Source organism: Streptomyces spirodelae, assembly GCF_017676385.1.
GTDB classification, from domain to species: Bacteria; Actinomycetota; Actinomycetes; order Streptomycetales; family Streptomycetaceae; genus Streptomyces; species Streptomyces spirodelae.
Map to the genome: position 1 here is coordinate 26,257 of NZ_JAFFZN010000034.1, position 22,108 is coordinate 48,364.

Annotated in this window: 18 protein-coding genes; 12 read left to right on the forward strand and 6 right to left on the reverse strand. The window is 71.3% G+C overall.

Going from position 1 to position 22,108, the window contains the following annotated elements:
- The first annotated feature begins 3 nt into the window (after positions 1-3).
- Together JW592_RS28550 and JW592_RS28555 are read left to right on the forward strand one after the other, a co-directional pair.
- Complete coding sequence (locus JW592_RS28550; protein ID WP_209268135.1) at positions 4-1,029, forward strand: COG1470 family protein; 1,026 nt, start codon at positions 4-6, stop codon at positions 1,027-1,029.
- Positions 1,026-2,048, forward strand: a complete 1,023-nt coding sequence (locus JW592_RS28555; protein WP_209268136.1) for a neocarzinostatin apoprotein domain-containing protein — start codon at positions 1,026-1,028, stop codon at positions 2,046-2,048. Before JW592_RS28550 ends, JW592_RS28555 begins: the two co-directional genes overlap by 4 nt.
- Positions 2,049-2,056: 8 nt before the next feature.
- Here JW592_RS28555 and JW592_RS28560 read toward each other — a convergent pair whose 3' ends face one another.
- Complete coding sequence (locus JW592_RS28560; RefSeq protein ID WP_209268137.1) at positions 2,057-3,580, reverse strand: peptide MFS transporter; 1,524 nt, start codon at positions 3,578-3,580, stop codon at positions 2,057-2,059.
- A 321-nt stretch (positions 3,581-3,901) separates the two neighbouring features.
- Here JW592_RS28560 and JW592_RS28565 point away from each other — a divergent pair, with 321 nt between their 5' ends.
- Entirely contained in the window at positions 3,902-4,582 is a 681-nt protein-coding gene (locus JW592_RS28565) for a response regulator transcription factor (protein WP_209268138.1), read from the forward strand.
- A 148-nt stretch (positions 4,583-4,730) separates the two neighbouring features.
- Complete coding sequence (locus JW592_RS28570; RefSeq protein WP_209268139.1) at positions 4,731-6,017, forward strand: sensor histidine kinase; 1,287 nt, start codon at positions 4,731-4,733, stop codon at positions 6,015-6,017.
- On the opposite strand, the gene JW592_RS28575 is transcribed toward JW592_RS28570, so the two are convergent.
- Positions 5,937-6,578, reverse strand: a complete 642-nt coding sequence (locus JW592_RS28575; protein WP_229377010.1) for a GtrA family protein — start codon at positions 6,576-6,578, stop codon at positions 5,937-5,939. The genes JW592_RS28570 and JW592_RS28575 overlap by 81 nt on opposite strands.
- A 237-nt stretch (positions 6,579-6,815) precedes the next feature.
- On the opposite strand from JW592_RS28575, the gene JW592_RS28580 reads away from it, so the two are divergent.
- The 4 genes from JW592_RS28580 (at position 6,816) to JW592_RS28595 (ending at position 13,263) form a co-directional block, all read left to right on the forward strand.
- Positions 6,816-8,003, forward strand: coding sequence for a 5-(carboxyamino)imidazole ribonucleotide synthase (locus tag JW592_RS28580; protein WP_209268174.1), 1,188 nt, complete (start codon positions 6,816-6,818; stop codon positions 8,001-8,003).
- An 80-nt stretch (positions 8,004-8,083) separates the two neighbouring features.
- On the forward strand, positions 8,084-8,632 hold the full coding sequence (gene purE, locus JW592_RS28585; RefSeq protein WP_209268140.1) for a 5-(carboxyamino)imidazole ribonucleotide mutase: 549 nt from the start codon (positions 8,084-8,086) through the stop codon (positions 8,630-8,632).
- Positions 8,629-9,849, forward strand: coding sequence for a dipeptidase (locus JW592_RS28590; protein WP_209268141.1), 1,221 nt, complete (start codon positions 8,629-8,631; stop codon positions 9,847-9,849). The genes purE and JW592_RS28590 overlap by 4 nt, the downstream gene beginning before the upstream one ends.
- Before the next feature lie 126 nt (positions 9,850-9,975).
- On the forward strand, positions 9,976-13,263 hold the full coding sequence (locus JW592_RS28595) for an amidohydrolase family protein (protein ID WP_209268142.1): 3,288 nt from the start codon (positions 9,976-9,978) through the stop codon (positions 13,261-13,263).
- A gap of 70 nt (positions 13,264-13,333) precedes the next feature.
- Here the strand turns inward: JW592_RS28595 and JW592_RS28600 are convergent, their stop codons facing one another.
- The gene (locus JW592_RS28600; RefSeq protein ID WP_267878099.1) at positions 13,334-14,500 is read right to left on the reverse strand and encodes an acyl-CoA dehydrogenase; all 1,167 of its coding nucleotides are present in this window, start codon (positions 14,498-14,500) and stop codon (positions 13,334-13,336) included.
- A gap of 195 nt (positions 14,501-14,695) precedes the next feature.
- On the opposite strand from JW592_RS28600, the gene JW592_RS28605 reads away from it, so the two are divergent.
- Positions 14,696-16,039 (forward strand): UDP-glucose dehydrogenase family protein, encoded by a 1,344-nt coding sequence (locus JW592_RS28605; RefSeq protein ID WP_209268143.1) that lies wholly within the window; start codon positions 14,696-14,698, stop codon positions 16,037-16,039.
- Positions 16,040-16,126: 87 nt separating this feature from the next.
- On the opposite strand, the gene JW592_RS28610 is transcribed toward JW592_RS28605, so the two are convergent.
- Complete coding sequence (locus tag JW592_RS28610) at positions 16,127-16,726, reverse strand: CGNR zinc finger domain-containing protein (RefSeq protein ID WP_209268144.1); 600 nt, start codon at positions 16,724-16,726, stop codon at positions 16,127-16,129.
- 120 nt (positions 16,727-16,846) lie between these two features.
- On the opposite strand from JW592_RS28610, the gene JW592_RS28615 reads away from it, so the two are divergent.
- Positions 16,847-17,230 (forward strand): VOC family protein, encoded by a 384-nt coding sequence (locus JW592_RS28615; RefSeq protein ID WP_209268145.1) that lies wholly within the window; start codon positions 16,847-16,849, stop codon positions 17,228-17,230.
- A gap of 95 nt (positions 17,231-17,325) precedes the next feature.
- Here the strand turns inward: JW592_RS28615 and JW592_RS28620 are convergent, their stop codons facing one another.
- Positions 17,326-18,597, reverse strand: a complete 1,272-nt coding sequence (locus tag JW592_RS28620) for an LCP family protein (RefSeq protein ID WP_209268146.1) — start codon at positions 18,595-18,597, stop codon at positions 17,326-17,328.
- A gap of 150 nt (positions 18,598-18,747) precedes the next feature.
- Here JW592_RS28620 and JW592_RS28625 point away from each other — a divergent pair, with 150 nt between their 5' ends.
- Positions 18,748-19,287: an acyl-CoA thioesterase gene (locus JW592_RS28625; protein WP_209268147.1), complete on the forward strand. Its 540-nt coding sequence runs from the start codon at positions 18,748-18,750 to the stop codon at positions 19,285-19,287.
- Positions 19,288-19,332: 45 nt separating this feature from the next.
- Here JW592_RS28625 and JW592_RS28630 read toward each other — a convergent pair whose 3' ends face one another.
- The gene (locus tag JW592_RS28630) at positions 19,333-20,799 is read right to left on the reverse strand and encodes an LCP family protein (RefSeq protein WP_229377012.1); all 1,467 of its coding nucleotides are present in this window, start codon (positions 20,797-20,799) and stop codon (positions 19,333-19,335) included.
- 221 nt (positions 20,800-21,020) lie between these two features.
- Between JW592_RS28630 and JW592_RS28635 the strand changes: the two genes are divergently transcribed.
- Positions 21,021-22,076, forward strand: coding sequence for a glycosyltransferase family 2 protein (locus JW592_RS28635; protein ID WP_307805582.1), 1,056 nt, complete (start codon positions 21,021-21,023; stop codon positions 22,074-22,076).
- Positions 22,077-22,108: the final 32 nt, after the last annotated feature.

Here is a 22,108-nt window from a genome sequence, read left to right on the forward strand (position 1 = left end):
CCCGTGGCGGGCCGTAAGGCTCCCCCTCACGTCCGCGTCCTCGTCGTGCTCGGTGTGCTCGCCCTCTGTCTGCCGGGCGGCGTCGGCCGCGCGGACGCGGTGTCAGGGAGACCCGCCGAAGCGGTCAGAAGTCTCGCTGAGGCGCACCCGGACTGGACCGCGGCGCCCGCCCCGCCCGCCCGCACCCGGCCCGGAGCGGGCGGCACGGAGGCGCGCTCGTTCTTCTATCTGGAGGGCGAGCCGGGCACCGTGCTGCACGACTCCCTCGCGCTCACCAACGAGGGTGACGAGCCCCGCACCTTCCGGCTGCGCGGAGCCGACGCGGACAACGCCGGTGGCGGAGGGTTCGCCGTACGCAAGGAGGGCGACAGCCGGGGTGCGGGGACCTGGACGGCGCTCGCCGAGAAGACCGTCGAGGTGCCGCCCCGTACCCGGGCCGAGGTGCCGCTGAGCGTGACCGTCCCGGACAGTGCCGTGCCGGGGGACCATCCCGCCGCGCTCGTCGTCGACGACGGCGAGCGGAAGGTGGGGGTCCGGATGTATCTGCGGGTGAGCGGGCCGACCCTGGCGGCCCTGAGCGTGGAGGACGTCACCGTGCGGGAGGCCGGGGACGGCGCGGCGACGATCGGCTACACCCTGGTCAACCGGGGGAACGTCGTGCTGCGGCCCCGGCTCGCCGTACGCGCCGACGGGCTGTTTGGTCCGCTGGTACGGCAACCGGCCCGTGCCCTGCCCGTGGAACTGCTCCCCGGCCGACGCGTCACCCGCCACGAGCGGTGGCCGCGTCCGCCCGCTGTGGACGTGGCGGATGTCCGCCTCACGGTGACGGCCGAAGCCGGAGCCCGTGACACGGCCGCCGTCTCCTACACGGCCGTGCCCTGGAAGTGGGCCCTCGGTGTGCTCCTCGTCCTCGCCGGCGGCGGCGTCGCCTGGTACGTCCGCCGCAGACGCCGCACCCCGGCCGCCGGCGCGGGCCCGCGGCAGCCTCGAACCCGACGTCAGGCGCCGACCACGGGAGCCGCGGAATGAGGACGATCCCGACGCGTATCCGGCGCACCGTATGTCTGGTGGTCGCCCTGCTGGCCTGCGCCCTCACCGGGGCCGCACCCCCGCAGGCACCGGCCGCACCCCCGCAGGCGCCGGCCGCGCCTGGGCAGGCACCGGCCGCGGCAACGGCACCGGCCGCGACGACACCGGCCTCCGCGAAGGCGCGCCCGAAGGTCACGCTCTCCCGGGGCGAGGCCGGGGCCGGGGCGACCGTCACGGTTCGGGGCACCGGGTGGCGGCCGGACACCCTGCTCACCCTGCTGCTGTGCGGCCAGAACGCGATCGGCGGCACCAATGCCTGCGCCAACGCGGAAGGGCGGGCAGTCACAACGGACGGCAACGGCCGCTTCCGCAAGAGGCTCCCCGTGGCCGAGCCGCCCGAGGCGTGCCCGTGCGTCGTCCGGGCCGCCACGGTGACCGGCCCGTTCGCGGCGGCCGAAGCGGCGTTCCGGGTCGCGGGCCACCCGGTGGAACCGCTGCCCGAGAAGCGTACGGGCGGACGGCTCAGCGTCCTGGCGGCGCGGCTGGAGGGCGACAGCGGGCTGCTCAACTGGTTCGGCGCCCCTCAGCAGCGGAAGCTGGTGCTGACGGTCGGCAACCTGGGGGCCGACCGCGCCCGGGACCCGGTCTTCGAGGTCGGGGCCTCGCACGGCGTCCTCGCGCCCGAGTGGGAGCGCCAGCAGTGGCGGGGCACGATCGACCCGGGCGAGAAGGCGCGGGTGGAGCTGACCGTGGAGCTGGCCGCGGGCGCGCACGGTCAGTACACCGTCGCGGCCAAGCTCGGCCGACGCGTGCTGACCGAGCAGCCGTGGAACGTGGGCCGTCCCTGGGGGGTGACCCTCTTCTGGGTACTGCTGTGCGTGGTGGTCCCGCTGGCGGTCTTCCGCCTGGGTATGACCCTGGTCGTACGGGCCTCTTCCCGCCGCGAGGGCGACCTTCCTCCCCGCCGCGAGGGCGATCCCCCTTCCCGCCGTCGCGGCGGAAAGGGGTCGCGGGGGTAAGAGGGCTCTTACTTCACCTCGGTCATCGTCGCGGTGATCTGCCGGCGGTACATGTAGATCGCGAAGCCGGCCAGTGCCGAGAGGGTGGCTTCCATGGCGACGACCCCGGTGGTGCTCAGGTCGACGCCGCCGATGGACAGCAGCCCCGTGATGCTGTCGCCCGCTGTCACGGCGAGGAACCAGACACCCATCAGCTGGCTCGCGTACTTGGCGGGGGCCAGCTTGGTGGTCACCGACAGGCCCACCGGCGAGAGGCACAGCTCAGCGACGGTGTGCAGCAGGAAGATGAGGACCAGCCACATCGGGCTCACCTTCGTACCGCCGGAGGCCATGCCCATCGGGATGACGAAGACGAAGAACGACAGGCCCATCACGACCAGCGAGAAGGCGAACTTCGCAGTGGTCGTCGGCTCCTTGCCGCGCCGGTTGAGGGCCAGCCACAGGGAGGCGAAGACCGGGGCGAGCAGGATGATGAACAGCGGGTTGATCGACTGGAACCAGGTCGAGGGGAAGTGCCAGCCCAGCACCTGGGAGGTGGTCTTGGCGTCACCGAACGCCTGCACGGTCGAGGCACCCTGGTCGTAGATCATCCAGAAGATCGCGGCGGCGGCGAAGAACCAGATGTACCCGGTCATCCGGCCCTGCTCGGCCCGGGTGAGGTCCTTGTCGCGCTTGATCCGCACCAGCATGCCGAGCGGGATGAGCAGGCCAAGGACGGTGAGCGGGATCATCGCCCAGTTGAGAGTGAAGGTGCCGGTGGCGACCACGACGCCGTAGAACACGACGGCGACGGTGAGCCACAGCAGCGCCTTGCGCAGCACTGCCGACTTCTCCTGCGCCGTCAGCGGCGCGGGCACCTGGCTGCTCTTGGGGTCCAGATGGCGGGAGCCGACCAGGAACTGGATCAGGCCCAGGCCCATACCGACGGCGGCCATGCCGAAGCCCAGGTGCCAGTTGACGGTCTGGCCGACGGTGCCGATGGCGAACGGGGCGAGGAACGAGCCGGCGTTGATGCCCATGTAGAAGACCGTGAAGCCGCCGTCGCGGCGCGGGTCGTCGGGCCCGTTGTACAGATCGCCGACCATCTTGGAGATGTTGGCCTTCAGCAGCCCGGAGCCGGTGGCCACACAGGCGAGGCCGATGAAGAACGATGCCTCGCCCGGCATCGCCAGGGTGAGGTGGCCGATCATGATGATGCCCGCGCCGACGGTGACGGTCTTGCGGGGGCCCCAGAGCCGGTCGCCGAACCAGCCGCCCGGCATGGTCAGCAGGTAGACCATGGCGTTGTAGACGGAGTAGATCGCCGTCGCCGTGGCCAGGGTCATGGCCAGGCCGCCGCCCTGGTGTGCGCCGCCCTCACCCGCGTCGGGCCCACCGGCCACCAGGTAGACGACGAGCAGAGCGCGGAGGCCGTAGAAGCTGAAGCGCTCCCACATCTCCGTCATGAAGAGCGTGGCCAGTCCTCGTGGGTGGCCGAAGAAGGTCCTGCCGCCGGTTGTGCCGGGGTCGTCCTTCGTCAGGCTGGGCGCCATATCGGTGTTCCTTGCCATTGCGCTGCGGGCGCCGCGCTGCCCAGCGGCGCTGCGCGCAGGCGGGACCCGTACACGGAAAAGGACCCCCGGCCGTGGTGCTGTGGCGTCAGGAGTCCTCGACGTTCACTACATAAGTGCATTCACCATAAGTCACCGCGCACGGCCTCATGGAAGAGGTTGCGAGATACATCACAGGTGAACGGTGCAACCCGACAGCGTATTCGATGGTGTCGTGTCCATCTCACCTGGAGATCGACAGTGCGGGGGTGGGAGCACACCGGGACGGCCCTTACGCTCGGCCACGCGGACTACCATCGGTGCATGACCCGTGTACTGCTCGCCGAGGATGACGCGTCGATCTCGGAGCCGCTGGCCCGCGCCCTGCGCCGGGAGGGATACGAGGTCGAGGTGCGCGAGGACGGCCCCGGCGCGCTCGACGCGGGGCTGCGCGAGGGCATCGACCTGGTCGTGCTCGATCTGGGGCTGCCCGGCATGGACGGCCTGGAGGTGTGCCGCAGACTCCGCAACGAGGGCCACGCCTTCCCCGTCCTCGTCCTGACCGCGCGCGCCGACGAGGTGGACACCGTCGTCGGCCTCGACGCGGGCGCCGACGACTACGTCACCAAGCCCTTCCGGCTCGCCGAGCTGCTGGCGCGCGTCCGCGCTCTGCTGCGCCGCGGTACGCCCGCCGAGCCGGCCCAGCCCCCGGCCACCCACGGGGTGCGGATCGACGTCGAGTCGCACCGCGCCTGGATGGGCGACGAGGAGCTGCAGCTGACCGCCAAGGAGTTCGACCTGCTGCGGGTGCTGGTGCGGGACGCGGGCCGGGTCGTCACCCGGGACCAGCTGATGCGGGAGGTGTGGGACACCACCTGGTGGTCGTCGACCAAGACGCTGGACATGCACATCTCCTGGCTGCGGAAGAAGCTCGGCGACGACGCGGCCAATCCCAGGTACATCGCTACGGTGCGCGGCGTGGGCTTCCGCTTCGAAAAGAGCTGAGCCTTTCCGTCCCGCCGGCGCCGGTGAGGGGGTGCGCCTTTCCGAAGTGCGCGGGCTGCGGCTTCGTCGTGGCTGGTCGCGCAGTTCCCCGCGCCCCCGGGCGCGTATCCCCTCCCGCTGCACAGCCCCCTAGGAAAGAAGCCAGCACGTGCGCCGTCGGCTCATTTTCTCCATCCTCGCCGTCGTCCTCGTGGTGGTGGCGGTCTTCGGCATCTCGCTCGTGATCGTCGAATCGCGCACGATCGAGAACAGCACCAAGGAGAATGTCCGCTCCGAGGCGGTCCGCCTGGTCTCCACCGTCGAGAGCCGACTGGTGGCCGGCGAGCGGGTGACCAAGGAGTCCATCGGCGTCACCACATCCAAGGACCGCCACGTCCGCTACATCCGCATCGAGGTGCCGGGGCGGTCGCCCATCGAGGTCGGTGAGCGGCCCTCGGGCGACGTCGTCGAGGCCGAGCAGACCGGCGCGCACGGCGAGCACGTCACCGTCCAGGCATCCAGGTCCGAGGTGCGCGCCGAGGTCGGCCGCACCCTGCTGATCATCCTCGCGGTCGCGCTGCTCGCGGTGATCGCCGCCGCGGTGCTCGCCGTACGCCAGGCGCACCGGGTGGCGGCCCCGCTCACCGACCTGGCCGAGACGGCCGAACGCCTCGGTTCCGGCGACCCGCGCCCGCGGCACCGCCGCTACGGGGTTCCTGAACTGGACCGGGTCGCGGACGTACTGGACGCCAGCGCCGACCGTATCGGCCGGATGCTCACCGCCGAGCGGCGGCTGGCTGCCGACGCCTCGCACCAGCTGCGCACCCCGCTGACAGCGCTCTCCATGCGGCTGGAGGAGATCATCACGATGGCCGAGGGCGACGAGCCGGGCGACCGCGCCGTCGTCAAGGAGGAGGCGACCATCGCGCTCGCCCAGGTCGAGCGGCTCACCGACGTGGTGCAGCGGCTGCTGACCAACTCCCGCGACCCGCGTACCGGCTCGGCCGTCAGTTTCGACCTGGACGAGGTCGTCAAACAGCAGATCGAGGAGTGGAAGCCCGCCTACCGCAGCGCGGGCCGGGCCCTCGTGCGCTCCGGCAAGACCGGCCTGCGCGCCGTGGGCACCCCGGGCGCGGTGGCGCAGGTGCTGGCGACGCTGATCGAGAACTCGCTGATGCACGGCGACGGCACCGTGGCGCTGCGCACCCGGGTCACCGGCAACCAGGTGGTGGTCGAGGTCACGGACGAGGGCCCCGGGGTGGAGGAGTCGCTGGGCTCCCGCGTCTTCGAGCGGACGGTCAGCGGCCACAACTCGACCGGGCTCGGGCTGGCCGTCGCGCGCGACCTCGCGGAGGCGGACGGCGGGCGCCTGGAGCTACTTCAGCAGCTCCCGCCGGTCTTCGCGCTGTTCCTCAGCCGTGAGGCCGCCGACATCGCGGGGTCCGCTGCCGGCTGAGCCCGTCGGGTCCACGGCGATCCGGACACCGGCGTCACCGGTGTCCGGGGCGCCCGGGCTCGGGTGCCCCGCACGGGACTGCTCGGCTGCCTCGCCACCGTCCGTAGCGGCCCGTGAGCCGGGCCCGGCGGTCACCTTGAAGACCCAGGAGCGGTACGCCCAGAAGCGGAAGGCGGTGCCGATGGCGAGGCCGATGACGTTCTTGGCGATGTTGTCGGCGAGCGTCGAGGTGTAGCCGAAGCCGTAGTGCGAGAGGGCGAGGATGCCGTTCTCCAGCACCAGGCCGACGCCGCTGAAGAGGAAGAAGAGGACCGTCTCGCGGTGAATCCGGTTCTTGTCGGTGTGCCGGTAGGTCCAGTAGCGGTTGCCCAGATAGTTGGTGCCGATCGCGACGACCTGCGAGATGACCCCGGAGCGGATGGGGGCGAGCTGGAACGTGTGGATGCACAGGTTGAAGATCGCGACGTTCACCAGAAAGCCCAGCGCACCGACGGCGCCGAACTTGGCCAGTTCGCGCACGAGCCGTTCCAGTCCCGGGCGCATCGTGCGCCAGTTACCCATAGCGATACTGAGCCCCGTTTCGGTCGGCGGCGAAGGCTGACCCATGCTAACCAGCCGGACATTCGCTCTGTAGGTCGATTGACGCAGCAGGGGCGGGCACGGTTGCCCGGGGTCGGCGAGCGCCGGGGTGGCTTGTTTCACCCGTCGTTTCGCACAGCCCGTTCCGGCCCCCGTTGTAGACAGGTCCATACCGGGATCGACCGGTGCCGAGCGCAGCGGGAGCGGCCCAAGGCAGACCTGGCGGGCGGGGCGCTCCGCTGCGCCCCGTACCCTGGAACCGTGACATTCCCGGTAGTCGGCATGGTCGGTGGCGGTCAGCTCGCTCGTATGACCCACGAGGCGGGCATTCCGCTCGGCATCAGATTCAAGCTTCTCTCGGATACGGCGCAGGACTCCGCGGCGCAGGTGGTCAACGACGTTGTCGTCGGTGACTACCGAGATCTGGACACACTGCGGCGCTTCGCGGAGGGCTGCGACGTGATCACTTTCGACCACGAGCACGTCCCCACCGAGCACCTCCGCGCCCTGGAGGCGGACGGCGTCCCCGTCCGCCCCGGCCCGGAGGCGCTCGTCCACGCGCAGGACAAGGGCGTGATGCGCGCCCGCCTGACCGAGCTCGGCATCCCCGCGCCGCGCAACCGCATCGTCAGCTCGCCCGAGGACGTGGCCGCGTTCGCTGCGGAGGGCGACGGCTTTCCCGTCGTGCTCAAGACGGTGCGCGGCGGCTACGACGGCAAGGGCGTATGGGTGGTGCGCGGCGTCGGCGACCCGGCAGCGGCCGAGCCCTTCAAGGCGGGCGTCCCCGTGCTCGCCGAGGAGAAGGTCGATTTCGCGCGGGAGCTGGCGGCGAACGTCGTACGCTCCCCGCACGGGCAGGCGGTGGCCTACCCCGTGGTGGAGTCCATCCAGGTCGACGGGGTCTGCGACACGGTGATCGCCCCGGCGCCCGGACTGGCCGAGGACGCCGCCGTACGCGCTCAGGAGACCGCGCTGCGCATCGCGAACGAGCTGGGCGTCGTGGGCCACCTGGCCGTCGAGATGTTCGAGACGGAGGACGGCCGGCTGCTCGTCAACGAGCTGGCCATGCGGCCGCACAACTCCGGGCACTGGACCCAGGACGGTGCCGTCACCTCGCAGTTCGTCAACCACCTGCGGGCCGTCCTCGACCTGCCGCTGGGCGACCCGCGCTGCCGGGCGCCCTGGACCGTGATGGCCAATGTGCTGGGCGGCGACTACCCGGACATGTACGCCCCGTATCTGCACTGCATGGCACGTGACCCGCAGCTGAAGATCCATATGTACGGCAAGGACGTGAAGCCCGGCCGCAAGGTGGGGCACGTCAACGTGTACGGGGACGACCTCGCCGACCTGCGGGAGCGCGCCGCGCACGCCGCCGGCTACCTGCGCGGCACCGTCGTGGAGTGAGCGCGCGACCGACAGCACCGGCGGGACCCTCAGCACCGACAGCCGAGCCCGGATTCGCCACCTAGCAGCCTAGGAGCCGTATGAGTACAGCCAGCCCTCTCGTGGGGATCGTCATGGGGTCCGACTCGGACTGGCCCGTCATGGAGGAGGCGGCCAAGGCGCTGGACGAGTTCGAGGTGGCCTACGAGGTCGACGTCGTCTCCGCGCACCGGATGCCCCGCGAGATGATCGCCTATGGCGAGGACGCCGCCGACCGCGGGCTGAGGGCGATCATCGCGGGTGCGGGGGGCGCGGCACATCTGCCGGGCATGCTGGCCTCGGTGACCCCGCTGCCCGTCATCGGCGTGCCGGTGCCGCTGAAGTACCTGGACGGCATGGACTCGCTGCTGTCCATCGTGCAGATGCCGGCCGGTGTCCCGGTCGCCACCGTCTCGGTCGGCGGCGCGCGCAACGCCGGGCTGCTCGCCGCCCGGATGCTCGCCGCGCACGACGAGGAGCTGCGCGAGAAGATGCGCGACTTCCAGCAGGAGCTGAACGCGCAGGCCACCGAGAAGGGCAAGCGGCTGCGTGCCAGGGCCGCGGGCGAGACCGGCTTCGGCTTCGGCAGCCGGACGGGAGGCAACCGGTGACACACACCGAAGGTTCCGAGCGGCGCCCGGACAGCCCCAGCCTGGAGCGCGCCCGGGCGCTGCTGGCCGAGCACCCCGTGGTGGACGGCCACAACGACCTGCCGTGGGCGCTGCGCGAGCAGGCGCGCTACGACCTCGACAAGCTCGACATCGCCGACGACCAGCGCGAGAAGCTCCACACCGACCTGGCACGGCTGCGCGCGGGCGGTGTCGGCGCGCAGTTCTGGTCCGTCTACGTGCCCGGCGAGCTGACCGGCGACGACGCGGTGAGCGCCACCCTGGAGCAGATCGACGCCGTTCGGCTGCTGGCCGCGCGCTACCCCGACGACCTCCAGCTGGCCTTCACGGCTCAGGACGTGGAGGCCGCACACGCCCAGCGCCGTATCGCCTCGCTGATGGGCGCCGAGGGCGGGCACTCCATCAACAACTCGCTGGCCGCGCTGCGCGCGCTCCACCAGCTCGGGGTGCGCTATCTGACGCTCACCCACAACAACTCGCTGGACTGGGCCGACTCGGCCACCGACGAGCCGCGCGCGGGCGGGCTGAGCCGCTTCGGCGAGGAGGTCGTCCGCGAGATGAACCGGCTGGGCATGCTGGTGGACCTCTCCCATGTGGCGGCCGAGACGATGCGGGACGCGCTGCGGGTCACCGAGGCGCCCGTGATCTTCTCGCACTCCTCGGCGCGCGCCGTGTGCGACCACCCGCGCAACATCCCCGACGACGTGCTCGCCCAGCTCCCGGCCAACGGCGGGGTGGCGATGGCGACCTTCGTACCGAAGTTCATCCTTCCCGAGGCGGTGGCCTGGACCCGGGCCGCGGACGAGAACATGCGTGCGCACGGCCTGGACCACCTGGACCTCAGCGACGAAGGCCGCAAGGTGCAGCGCGAGTTCGAGAAGGCCAACCCGCGCCCTGTCCCGGACGCCGCGACGGTCGCCGACCACCTCGACCACATGCGCGAGGTCGCCGGCGTCGACCACATCGGCATCGGCGGCGACTACGACGGCACCGCCTTCACCCCCGCCCAGCTGGAGGATGTCTCCGGCTACCCGCACCTGGTGGCCGAACTGCTGGACCGCAACTGGTCCGAGGCCGACCTGGCGAAGCTGACGTGGTCCAACGCGCTGCGGGTGCTGCGTGAGGCGGAGGAGGTGGCCCGCACGCTGCAGACGCAGCGCGGGCCCTCGATCGCCACGATCGGGCAGCTGGACGGCTGACCCGGCGTCAATTCCCCCTGGGGAGCGGGCCCGAGGCGGCGGGCCCCGGAGCGGCGAGCGGTCTTGACCACGCCCCCGGGGCCCGCGAGCATCAGCGGGCCCGTCCCTCGTGTCCAGGGAGGACCATTGGCCACCTCGGAATCGTCCGGCTCGCACACCACCTCGGAAAACGTCACCTCCTCACCTGGTGATGTTCCCAGCGCCCTCGCCCGTCGCCGGCTCCTCCAGGCATCGGCCGCCGCGGGCGGCGCACTCGCTGTGGGAGGCACAGCCCTCACCGCACCGGCCGCCGCCGCACCTGCTCAGGCCACCGACCTCGCCCAGGCCGGAACCAAGGCCCGTACCGTCACCTTCTCCGCCGCCACGAACGGCGCTGCCACCCTGGTGCCCGGCGCCGACCGAGTGATCGCGGAGATGCAGAACACCCTCTGGTCCATCCCCCGTTCGGGTGGCAAGGCGCGGCCGCTCACCGTCCCCGTGCTGGAACCGACCCGCCCGGTGCTCGCCCCCGACGGCAAGACGGTCGCCGTCTGCGCCTACCACGGCGGCGGCTTCCACATCTGGACCCTCCGCCCGGACGGCTCAGGGCTGGAGCAGCGCACCGACGGGCCCTGGGACGACCGCGGCCCGGCCTGGTCACCGGACGGCACCCGGATCGCGTTCGCCTCCGAACGCGAAGGCGACCCGGTCAAGGGCAGCCCGTACCGCATCTGGGTGCTGGACGTGCGCAGTGGCGAACTCACCCGCCTCACCGGCCGCAAGGGACAGGGCGGTCCGCTCCAGGACGGCGACTGGGAGGACTTCGACCCGGCCTGGTCACCGGACGGCGAGCGCGTGCTGTGCGTACGCGGCACCGTGACCGAGGGGGAGCGCGGCCCCCAGCTCGATGCGCGCACCCTGGTGTCGGTCGCCGCGGACGGCTCCGGCGACGTCCGTACCGAGCACGAGGACAGCACCGAGGGCGTGTCGCTGATGACGCCCGCCGTCTCGCCCTCAGGGAAGGTCGCCTACCTGCGCACCACCGCGGCGCCCAAGGCGTCCTGCACGCTGGTCGTCGAGGGGAAGCCCGTACGGATCGAGGGCGATCTGGCGCCGGTGCCGCCCCGCTGGACCGACCGCGAGACGCTGCTGCTGACCGTCTCCGGCACCTTCCGACTGCTGCGTCCGGCCCGGCCGGAGTCCCACGAGCGCATCCCCTTCACCGCCGAACTGGCCACCCGGCGCCCCCGCTACCGCGTCAAGGACTACGGTTTCGAGTCACCGGGCAGCCACCCCGTGCGCGGTGTGCAGCAGCCCGTCCTCTCCCCGGACGGCGAGCACGTCGCCTATGTCGCACTCAACGCGCTGTGGCTGGCCCGTACCGACGGCCGGGGGCGGCCCCGCAAGCTCGTCCAGGCGTCCGAGTCCCGCTACATCTGCGCGCCCTCCTTCACCCGGGACGGCGAAGCGCTGCTCTACAGCGACGACCGCGACGGCCTGCTGGCCGTACGCCGCAGAGAACTCGACTCCGGCCAGGAGAAGGAACTCGCAGGGGGCGGCCGCGTCTTCGGCGTGCTCTCCCCGGACGGCGACAAGCTGGCGTGCCTGGACATGGCGGGCAACCTGCTCGTCAAGGACCTGGACAGCGGCCGGGAACGCACCCTGGCCGGGCCGCTGGGCGGGGGCGGCCTTCCGGGCCCGCCCACCTGGTCACCGGACGGCCGCCATCTCGCGCTGTGCGACCGCAACCGGCTCAACTACCGCTTCCGCGAGGGCTACAACCTCATCCGGGTCCTGGAGACGGACAGCGGCGCGGAAGCGCTGTACCCGCTCGCACCGCACGCCTCGCTCGCCGACCGCTACGCCTCAGGGCCGGTCTGGTCGCCCGACGGGAAGTGGATGGCCGCCGTGTCCGAGTCGGCCCTGTGGGTGCTGCCCGTGGGCGGTGACGGCAGCCCGGCGGGCAAGGCGCGCCGGCTCTCCGACGAGAGCGCCGACCACCCGTCCTGGTCCGGCGACTCCTCCGCCCTGCTGTACCTGTCGGCGGGCAGACTGCGGCTGCGCCGGGTGGAGGACGGAAAGCCGGGGAAGGCGCGCACCGTCCGGCTGGGGATGTCCTGGCGGCGGCCCGCGCCCAAGCAGACCGTGGTGCACGCAGGACGGCTGTGGGACGGCACAGGGGAGGGCGTACGCGAGGACGTCGATCTGGTGCTGCGGGACGGCCGGATCGCCGAGATCGCCCCGCACCGCTCAGGGCGCCGCGCCGAGCGCCGACTGGACGCCTCCGGGCTGACCGTCCTGCCGGGCCTGTGGGACACCCATACGCACCCCTGGCAGACCACGTACGGCGGCAGGCAGACGGTCACCCAGCTCGCCTACGGCATCACCACGGCGGTCTCCTTCGGCGGCTTCGCCTACGAACAGGCCAGACTGCGCGAGGCGGTGGCGGCCGGACAGCTCGCCGGCCCCAGACTGCTGGCCACCGGCGAACTGCTGGACGGCGCACGCGTCGCCTACAGCATGGGCAGGGCGCACCGTACGGAAGCGGGGCTGCGCCGCTCCCTGGAGCGCGGCGGCGCACTCGACTGGGACTTCGTCAAGACGTATGTACGCGCGCCCGCCACTGCGATGCGCCAAGCGGCGCAGTACGCGCACGAAGAGCTCGGCGTCCGCTCCGGCAGCCACCTGTGCACCCCGGGCGTACAGATCGGCCAGGACCTGACGACGCACCTCCAGGCCACCCAGCGGCTGGAGTTCGGCCACGCCACGACCGCGACCGGGCACGCCTACGAGGACCTCGCCGGCATCTACTCGACGCCGGGCGACTTCCACCTCGTCGCCACGCCCTTCACCGCGCTCCCGCTGCTGGGCGCACACCCGGAGCTGGCCGAGGACGAGCGGGTGACCCGGCTGCTGCCGCCGTGGGACGTGCAGGCCGTACGCCAGTCGGCGGCCACCCCGCCCACCGAGGACCAGCTGGCCACGCTCGATGTGGAGACGGCCGTCTACCGCCGCGTTCTGGCGGCGGGCGGCCTCGTGGCGCTCGGCACCGACCAGCCCCTGGTGCCGATCGGCCTCCACCTCCACCTGGCGCTCCGGGCCCTGCACCGCGCGGGGCTCAAGCCGCACGAGGCGCTGCGTACGGTCACCGTGCTGCCCGCCAGGGCGTTCGGCGCCGAGCGCGAACTGGGCACCGTGGAGGAGGGCAAGCTGGCCGACCTCACCCTGGTGGACGGCGACCCGCTGACCGACTTCGACTCACTGGTGCGCACGGTGACGGTGGTCCGCGGTGGCGTCCCGTATGAGCAGAAGGACCTGATCGACGCCTACAGCAGCGACACGCGGCTGCGCGCCCAGGAGAGCGGACAGGAAGCACACTGGCGGCAGGTGAGCCGCCAGCTGCGCCGGGACGGCTGCTGCGACATGGGGCACTGAGTCACCGGCACACGTGAGGGGCCGGCGTCCCAGGACGCCGGCCCCTCATCGCCGTTCTCCGTACGCTCTCCTACGGCAGGTTCCGCGCCATCACGATGCGCTGCACCTGGTTGGTGCCCTCGTAGATCTGCGTGATCTTCGCGTCCCGCATCATCCGCTCGACCGGGTAGTCCCGCGTGTAGCCGTAGCCGCCGAGCAGCTGGACGGCGTCCGTGGTGATCTCCATGGCGGCGTCCGAGGCGTAGCACTTGGCGGCTGCGCCGAAGAAGGTCAGGTCCTCCTTCTCGCTGCCCTCGGACACCCGCTCGGAGCGCGCGGCGGCCGCGTAGGTCAGCTGCCGGGCCGCCTCGATCTTCATGGCCATGTCGGCGAGCATGAACTGCACGCCCTGGAAGTCGCCGATCGGCTTGCCGAACTGCTTGCGCTCCTGCACATACCCCTTCGCGTAGTCCAGGGCGCCCTGCGCGATACCGAGGGCCTGCGCGGCGATGGTGATACGGGTGTGGTCCAGGGTCTTCATCGCGGTGGCGAAGCCGGTGCCCTCGGCGCCGATCATCCGGTCGGCCGGGATGCGCACGTTGTCCAGGTAGACCTCGCGGGTGGGCGAGCCCTTGATGCCCAGCTTCTTCTCCGGGGCGCCGAAGGAGACTCCCTCGTCGTCCTTCTCCACCACGAAGGCGGAGATGCCCTTGGTGCGCTTGTCCGGGTCGGTGACGGCCATCACCGTGTAGTAGTCGGAGACGCCGGCGTTGGTGATCCACCGCTTGACGCCGTTGAGCACCCAGTGGTCCCCGTCGCGTACGGCCTTGGTCTTCATCCCGCCCGCGTCCGAACCGGCGTCCGGCTCGCTCAGGCAGTACGAGAACATCCCGTCGCCCTTGGCGAGCGGTGTCAGATACCGCTTCTTCAGCTCCTCCGAGGCGGAGAGGATCACCGGGAGCGAGCCGAGCTTGTTGACGGCCGGGATGAGCGAGGAGGAGCCGCACACCCGGGCGACCTCCTCGATGACGATGACGGTGGCCAGCGCGTCGGCGCCCGCGCCCCCGTACGCCTCCGGCACGTGCACCGCGTGCAGATCGTTGGCCACCAGCGCGTCCAGCGCCTCCTGCGGGAACCGTGCCTCCTCGTCCACCTCGGCGGCGTACGGCGCGATCTTCGCCTCGGCGAGCGCGCGCACCGAGTCGCGGAGCATCTCGTGCTCCTCGGACGGCCGGTAGAGGTCGAAATCAGACGCCAAGGTGTCTCACTCCTTTGAGAGCATGCGGAATGCCTGGGGTGCTGTGGTGGATCGCCGGTTGCCTGGCCTGCTAATTACCGTTAAGTAACACCGATTTTAGTGGCGGATGCCTCCCTGGGGGTACGTGAGGTTCACGACAGGAGACGCCCCGTTATGCTCGCGGACAGCGTTCTGCCGTCACAAGGAGCTACCCGCATGGCCTCGCCCAAGATCACCGTGATTGGCCTCGGCTACCTCGGCGCCACCCACGCGGCCGCCATGGCCGAGCTGGGCTTCGAGGTGCTGGGGCTCGATGTCGTGCCGGAGAAGATGCGCAAGCTGGAGCAGGGGCAGGCGCCCATGTTCGAGCCCGGCCTGGAGGAGCTGCTGCGGGCACACGTCGCCGGTGTCGAGGGCTCCACGGGGCGGCTGCGCTTCACCGACTCCTGGGAGGAGATCGGCGCCTTCGGTGACGTCCACTTCCTGTGCGTCAACACCCCGCAGAAGCACGGCGAGTTCGCTGCCGACATGAGCTACGTGCAGCGTGCTGTCGAGTCGCTGGCGCCGCACCTGCACGGGCCCGCGCTGGTCGTCGGAAAGTCCACCGTGCCGGTCGGCAGCGCTGAGCGGCTCGCGGCCCTGATCGCCGAGCTGGCCCCCGCGGGCAAGGAGGCCGAGCTGGCGTGGAACCCGGAGTTCCTGCGGGAGAGCTTCGCCGTCAAGGACACCCTGCACCCCGACCGCATCGTCGTCGGGACCGACGGGCCGCGCGGCGAGGAACTGCTGCGCGAGGTCTACGCACGGCCCCTCTCCGAGGGCACCCCGTTCCTGGTCACCGACTTCGCGACGGCCGAGCTGGTGAAGACCTCGGCGAACTCCTTCCTCGCCACGAAGATCTCCTTCATCAACGCCATGGCCGAGGTCTGCGAGGCCGCCGGGGGCGACGTCGTCAAGCTCGCCGAGGCCATCGGCCATGACGACCGCATCGGGCACAAGTTCCTCCGCGCCGGAATCGGCTTCGGCGGCGGCTGCCTGCCCAAGGACATCCGCGCCTTCATGGCCCGCGCCGGCGAACTGGGCGCCTCCGAGGCGCTCACTTTCCTGCGTGAGGTCGACTCCATCAACATGCGCCGCCGCGCCCAGATGGTCGAGCTGGCCCGGGACGCGCTGGGCGGCGCGCTGCTGGGCAAGCGCATCGCCGTCCTGGGCGCCACCTTCAAGCCCGACTCCGACGACGTACGGGACTCGCCCGCACTCAACGTCGCGGGCCAGCTCCATCTCCAGGGCGCCCAGGTGACGGTGTACGACCCGAAGGGCATGGGGAACGCGCGCGCAGTCTTCCCCACGCTGGGCTACGCGGACAGCGCCCTGGACGCCGCCCGGGGGGCCGATGTGGTGCTGCACCTGACCGAGTGGTCCGAGTTCAAGGAGCTCGACCCGGCGAAGCTGGGCGACGTCGTCGCCGCCCGGCACATTCTCGACGGCCGCAACACGCTGGACCCGACGCTGTGGCGCAAGTCCGGCTGGACCTTCCGCGCCCTGGGCCGCCCCACACTGTGACCCCGGCCGCGGGGTGCTCCCGCCCGCCTCGGGCCTGATGGCAGGCCGCTGTGTGCGGGCCCGCGCGAGACGCCCTGCGGTTTCGGGCTATCGAGCGCGCCGCGCGCGGTAGGCGCGCATCTTCGCGCGGCTTCCGCAGACGGCCATGGTGCACCAGCGGCTGCGTCCGGCCGGGCTGCGGTCGTAGTAGACCCACTGGCAGTCGTGCGTCTCGCACGCCTTCAGGCGCTGCCAGGTGCCGTCGCTCGCCGCGGTGGCGATCCGGGCGGCGAGGTGGGCGGTGAAAGCGGGCAGGCCCGTCAGGCCGGGCGCGGCCTCCAGCGCGGCCTCACCCCGCTCGCCGATCCGCAGGACGAGGGGCGCAGCGCCCAGGTGCCGCTCCAGCGTCTCGGCGGTCTGCGCCGCCACGGCTGCGGCGCCGGTGTGCGCGGCGCCGGTGCGTGCGGCGGCGTCGGCGTGGGCTCCGGCACTGGTATGCGCCAGACAGGCGGCACGCAGGGCTTCGCGGAGCTCCCTCAGCCCCTCCAGGTCGGGTTTGCCGAGGCCGAATCGCGTCAACCCATGCGTGCTGACGAACCGGGCCAGGCCCTCGGGTCCTGCCAGCTCGTCCGCACCGGTCTCGATGTCCAGCGTGTTCGCCAACTCCTGCACCAAAAGGAGTGGTTCCGGCGCCTGTCTGTCTCCCACTCTTGTGACGTTACCGGTTCTGGGCCATCATGAGGTAACCCGGGCGTTACCGCTAAAACCTATCTACCGGTAACGTCGGCCGTGGTGGTTCGACGGCGAACAACCGAGAGAGGACACACGATGGCCATCCCCACGATGGGCGTAGTGGTACTGGACTGTCCCGACCCCGGGCGGCTGGCGGAGTTCTACGCGCAGCTGCTCGGCTGGAAGGTGGACCCGGACAGCGACAGCCAGTGGACGGAGGTGCTCGACGAGGACGGCCGCAGGCGACTGGCGTTCCAGCGGGCGCCCGGATTCGTCCCGCCGCAGTGGCCGAGCGAGGCGCACTCCCAGCAGTTCCACCTCGACCTGGACGTGCCGCCGTCGCGGATCGAGGAAGCCGAGCAGGAGGCGCTGGCGCTGGGCGCCCGGCTCGTCCAGGACGACGGGGACGGCGCGCGGGACTTCCGCGTCTACCTCGACCCGGCAGGGCACCCCTTCTGCCTGTGTCTGTGCGAGCGCTGAACGCCGCCAACCCTGCTGAACCTCGCACGCACGCATGAGGCCAGGCCCCGCACCCAGGGCCTGGCCTCATGCGTTCGTGCCTCGTGTGTGACGCCTCAGCGGTCGGAGGTCACCGTCACCTTCTCGTCGTTGTTGAGCTGGCTGACGAGCTTTTTGACCTTGGCCTTGTCCCACTGGAGGTTCCCGCCGGGCGCCGGCCCCGCGATCGGCATGTTCATCGACTTGCCGTCGCCGCCCGAGACGCCCTTCATCGCCCAGAACATCGAGGCGACGTTCCACAGGCTCATGTCCTTGTCGACCTTCAGGGTGTCCAGGCCGGCGCCCATCGTCGGGTAGAGCTTGAACGGGTTGAGGACCGTGCTCGGGGTCGCGGTCTGGTTCGCCAGCGCGGAGAGGAACTTCTGCTGGTTCTTGGTGCGGTCCAGGTCGCTGCCGGGCAGCGCGTAACGGGTCCGGACGAAGGCGAGCGCCTCCTGGCCGTTGAGGGTCTGCTTGCCCTTCTTGAAGTCGGCGCCGGACTTGTCGTCCTTGATGTCGCGCGGGATGTCCATCTCCACACCGCCGACCGCGTCCACGATCTTCGCGAAGCCGCCGAAGCCGATCTCCGCGTAGTGGTCGATCCGCAGCCCGGTGTTGTGCTCGACCGTACGGACCAGAAGCTCGGGGCCGTCCATGGAGTAGGTGGCGTTTATCTTCGTGTGCTTGCCCTGCGCCGGGTAGTGCTTGCCGGACTCGGACCCGGTGAAGGAGGGGATCTCGACGTCCGAGTCACGCGGCAGCGAGATCATGGTGTTCCCGTTGCTGCCGACGTGCAGAATCATGATCGAGTCGGTGCGGCCCTTGTCGGTGGGCCCGCCGGTGTGGAGCTTCTGTCGCTCCTCCTTGCTCATGCCCTCGCGGCTGTCGGAACCGACGATGAGGTAGTTGGTGCCGTCGCCGCCCTCGGGACGGTCCTCGACGATGCTGAGATCCACCTCGCGGCGCAGCTTGGAGTCGGCCCAGAAGTAGGTACCGACCGACCACACCAGCACGACGACGACCAGCGTGATCAGCGTCCACTTGGTCCGGCGTCGCCAGTCGGGTCTGGGACGGTCACCGTAGTCGTCGCGCCCGCCGCTCCGGCCGCCACCGTAGACCTGGCCCTCGCTGTAGCCGGAGTCGTAACCGGCTTGCGGCTGACCGTGGCCGACGTCGTACCCGCCACCGCCCGGACCGTGTCCGGACCCTCCCGGGCCGCGGGTCTGCGGGGGAACCCCGGGCGCCGATGTGTGGGGCATGACACGTGTGGGGTCGGGACGGGGCGCGCCGCGACCACGACCCTCCCGGCCCCGCGAAGTGTTGGTCCAACCGTCGGGCCACTCATTCATGCACCGCAGTGTGCCTGCATCCGGGTGGCGGAACACAGGGCGGGTACCACTTCGGGGTCAGGCTGTAGCAGTTCTGATGCAAAATGCTGCGGTCCGCGAGGCTTGCTCCGCGCCGACACGATGTCGAGGCCGTCCGCTTATGGTGGTGTCATGACTGATCAGGGCCCTACGTCGGCAGGGGACGACCTTCCCGGAAAGCCGACCTCGGCGTCGCGCACTACGCTCTCGCACATCATGACGGCGGCCGACACGAACCTCCTCGGAACCGTCCACGGCGGTGTGATCATGAAGCTGGTGGACGACGCCGCCGGCGCTGTCGCCGGGCGCCACTCCGAAGGGCCCGCGGTCACCGCGTCCATGGACGAGATGGCGTTCCTCTCACCTGTCCGCGTCGGTGACCTCGTCCACGTACACGCACAGTGCAACTGGACGGGCCGGACCTCCCTGGAGGTCGGCGTACGCGTCATGGCAGAGCGCTGGAACGAGTCCACGCCCGCCACCCAGGTCGGCTCGGCCTACCTGGTGTTCGCGGCGGTCGACGAGAACGGCAAGCCCCGTTCCGTACCCCCGGTGATACCCGAGACGGACCAGGACCGGCGGCGCTACCAGGAGGCCCAGATCCGCCGGACCCACCGCCTGGCCCGGCGCCGCGCCATCAAGGAACTCCGCGCGAGCCGCCCCGCGGGCTGAGCCGCCCCAGGCCGGACCACGCCGGGTACGCCCATTACGTCGGCCTCAGTCGCACTCGACCTCGTCCCCTCGCATCGGGGCCTCGCCCGGGGCGCTGTCCACCTCCGGGGGGCGTACGCGGCGCACGCGCTGGTGCGGGTCGTCGACGGTGACCCGCATGCGGGCTCCCCTGCGCTCGGCCTCGACCAGTTCGGCGCCGGGCAGCGCCGCGGCCAGCGACCTGGCGGAGCGGTTCCAGCGCGGGTCGTAGGTGATGGTCGTACGGCCGGGCCGGACCGGCCGGGCGTTGGTGGCGGTGCCCGTGGTGGCGAAGCCCGTACCGCGCAGCCCGCGGTCGATCTTGGCGCCGAGCCCTCGGCGGCCGGTGGCGTTGGTGACCTCGACCTGGATGGTGCGCGGGGCGACCTCGACCCTCGGAGGGCCGCCCCGCTGAGCGGTGCTCGGCCCGGAGAGCGGCCGGTCCTCGCGCAGTGCCGTGAACAGCTTGGCCGCCTTGCGCTCGTCCCACAGGACGGTCGAGCCCAGCTCCGGCACCCGGTGGTCGGCGTCGGCCAGGGGCACGGAGGCGAACTCCGAGGACTCGGGTTTGAAGCCCCGCATCGCCTGCCCCAGAGCCATCATCTGCTCGGTGCCGAAGTCCTCGTCGGCGCGTACGGACTCCAGCAGGGTGGTGGCCACCTTGTTGAACCGGACCGGGTTCATCAGCACCCCGCTGTCGGTGGCCCGGGAGATGACCGAGGCGAGGAAGCGCTGCTGGCGCTTCATCCGGCTCAGGTCCGAGCCGCCGTCCAGGTGCCGCGCCCGTACGTACTGCAGCGCCTGTCCGCCGTTCAGTTTGGTGGTGCCCTTGGGCAGGTCGAGTCCGGAGTAGCTGTCCTTGAGCCGCTTGGTCGTACAGACCGGGACACCGCCCAGCACGTCGACGGTGCTCATGAAGCTGGTGAAGTCGACCTCCAGATAGTGGTCGACGTGCACGTCCGTCAGCTTCTCCACGGCCCGTACGGTCAGCGGAGCGCCGCCCGCGGTGTAGGCGGCGTTGAGCTTGGCGGGCCGGGAGGGCACCTGCTTGCCGGTCGCGCGGTTCTTGTGCGGCGGCAGCCGGGTGTAGGTGTCCCGCGGGAGGCTGACGACGGTGGCGCGGTGCCGGTCGCCGGAGAGGTGCACCAGCAGGATGGTGTCCGTGCAGTCGCAGGCCGAGCCGCCCAGGTTGTACCGCTCTTTCTGGGTCGCCGAGAGGCCGTCTCTGCGGTCGGTGCCGACGACCAGGAAGTTGACGCCGTTGTCGACCTTGGGGCGGCTGTCGGTGTCCAGGCCGTCGAACGGGTCGACCCTGCGTACGTCCGAGCTCAGCCCCGTCACCATCGCGTGCCCGACGCCGCCGGCGACCAGCAGCAGCACGGAGGAGCCGGTGGCGATCCGCAGACCCCAGCGCGGGCCCTGGCGGGCCCGGCGGGGGCCGTTGCGCGGCCCTTTGCGCGGGCCTTCGTGGAGGGAGGAGGCGCGTCGAGGCAAGAGTGGCCGCCTTCCGCAGAGGACGAACAGAGTCCGAACCGAGGGTGACAATAAAGTGACTAAGAGTTCCCACACTGTATGCCGGTACGATCTCCGGATCGTGCGTACACGCCGTCCCGTGCTCGCGCGTACCCGTCGGCCCGGCCCGGGCCCGGCACAGGAGGGTACGGAAGGCGCGCGGGCGTACGGACCGTTCCCCCGATCGCGGTAACGTGAGCGCCGTGACTCGCGAGAACCGACGTCCTTCCCCGGACTCCACCCCGGACGCAGCCCAGCCCCCCGTCTCCGTGATCATGCCGGTCCTCAACGAGGAACGGCACCTGCGCAGCTCTGTGCGGCACATCCTCGAGCAGCGCTACGAGGGCGAGCTGGAAGTGGTCATCGCGCTGGGGCCCTCGACGGACCGCACGGACGAGATCGCCGCCGAGCTGGCCGCCGAGGACCCCCGCGTGCACACGGTGCCCAATCCCACGGGCCGCACCCCGGCCGGACTGAACGCCGCGATCAAGGCGTCCCGGCACCCGGTGGTGGTGCGGGTCGACGGACACGGCATGCTCTCCGCCGACTACATCGCCACAGCCGTACGGCTGCTCGAGGAGACCGGCGCCGCCAATGTCGGCGGCATCATGCACGCGGAGGGCGAGAACGCCTGGGAGCAGGCCGTCGCAGCGGCGATGACCTCGAAGATCGGCGTGGGCAACGCCGCCTTCCACACCGGTGGCACCGCGGGGGAGGCCGAGACGGTCTACCTGGGTGTCTTCCGCCGGGAGGTGCTTGAGCAGCAGGGCGGCTACAACGAGGAGTTCATCCGCGCCCAGGACTGGGAGCTGAACTTCCGTATCCGCGAGGCGGGCGGCCTGATCTGGTTCTCACCCGAGCTGCGGGTCTCCTACCGGCCCCGGCCCAGCGTGCGCGCCCTGGCCAAGCAGTACCGCAACTACGGCCGCTGGCGGCACGTCGTGGCCCGCTACCACGCCGGCTCCATCAATCTGCGCTACCTCGCCCCGCCGGTCGCCGTGTGCGCCATCGCGGCTGGTCTGGTGGTGGGCGCCGCCGTCACGCCGTGGGCGCTGGCGGTGCCCGGCGGCTATCTGGCGGCCATCGTCGCCGGATCGCTCCCGGCGGGCCGGGGGCTGCCGCTGAAGGCACGCGCGCAGATTCCCGTCGCGCTCGCCACCATGCACATGTCCTGGGGCTGGGGCTTTCTGACCAGCCCGAAGAAGCTGGCACGCAAGGTCATCGCCAGCCGCCGCGAGCCGGTACTCGCGACCCGGTAGCCGCGTCCGCCATGGGTAAGGGGCGCTCTCCA

Excerpts from the sequence above, each read along its gene's own strand:
- JW592_RS28555 (WP_209268136.1), top strand. The coding sequence starts at position 1,026 with ATGAGGACGATCCCGACGCGTATCCGGCGCACCGTATGTCTGGTGGTC.
- JW592_RS28575 (WP_229377010.1), bottom strand. The coding sequence starts at position 6,578 with ATGGGTAACTGGCGCACGATGCGCCCGGGACTGGAACGGCTCGTGCGC.
- JW592_RS28620 (WP_209268146.1), bottom strand. The coding sequence starts at position 18,597 with ATGAATGAGTGGCCCGACGGTTGGACCAACACTTCGCGGGGCCGGGAG.
- JW592_RS28615 (WP_209268145.1), top strand. The coding sequence starts at position 16,847 with ATGGCCATCCCCACGATGGGCGTAGTGGTACTGGACTGTCCCGACCCC.
- JW592_RS28560 (WP_209268137.1), bottom strand. The coding sequence starts at position 3,580 with ATGGCGCCCAGCCTGACGAAGGACGACCCCGGCACAACCGGCGGCAGG.
- JW592_RS28605 (WP_209268143.1), top strand. The coding sequence starts at position 14,696 with ATGGCCTCGCCCAAGATCACCGTGATTGGCCTCGGCTACCTCGGCGCC.
- purE (WP_209268140.1), top strand. The coding sequence starts at position 8,084 with ATGAGTACAGCCAGCCCTCTCGTGGGGATCGTCATGGGGTCCGACTCG.
- JW592_RS28565 (WP_209268138.1), top strand. The coding sequence starts at position 3,902 with ATGACCCGTGTACTGCTCGCCGAGGATGACGCGTCGATCTCGGAGCCG.
- JW592_RS28625 (WP_209268147.1), top strand. The coding sequence starts at position 18,748 with ATGACTGATCAGGGCCCTACGTCGGCAGGGGACGACCTTCCCGGAAAG.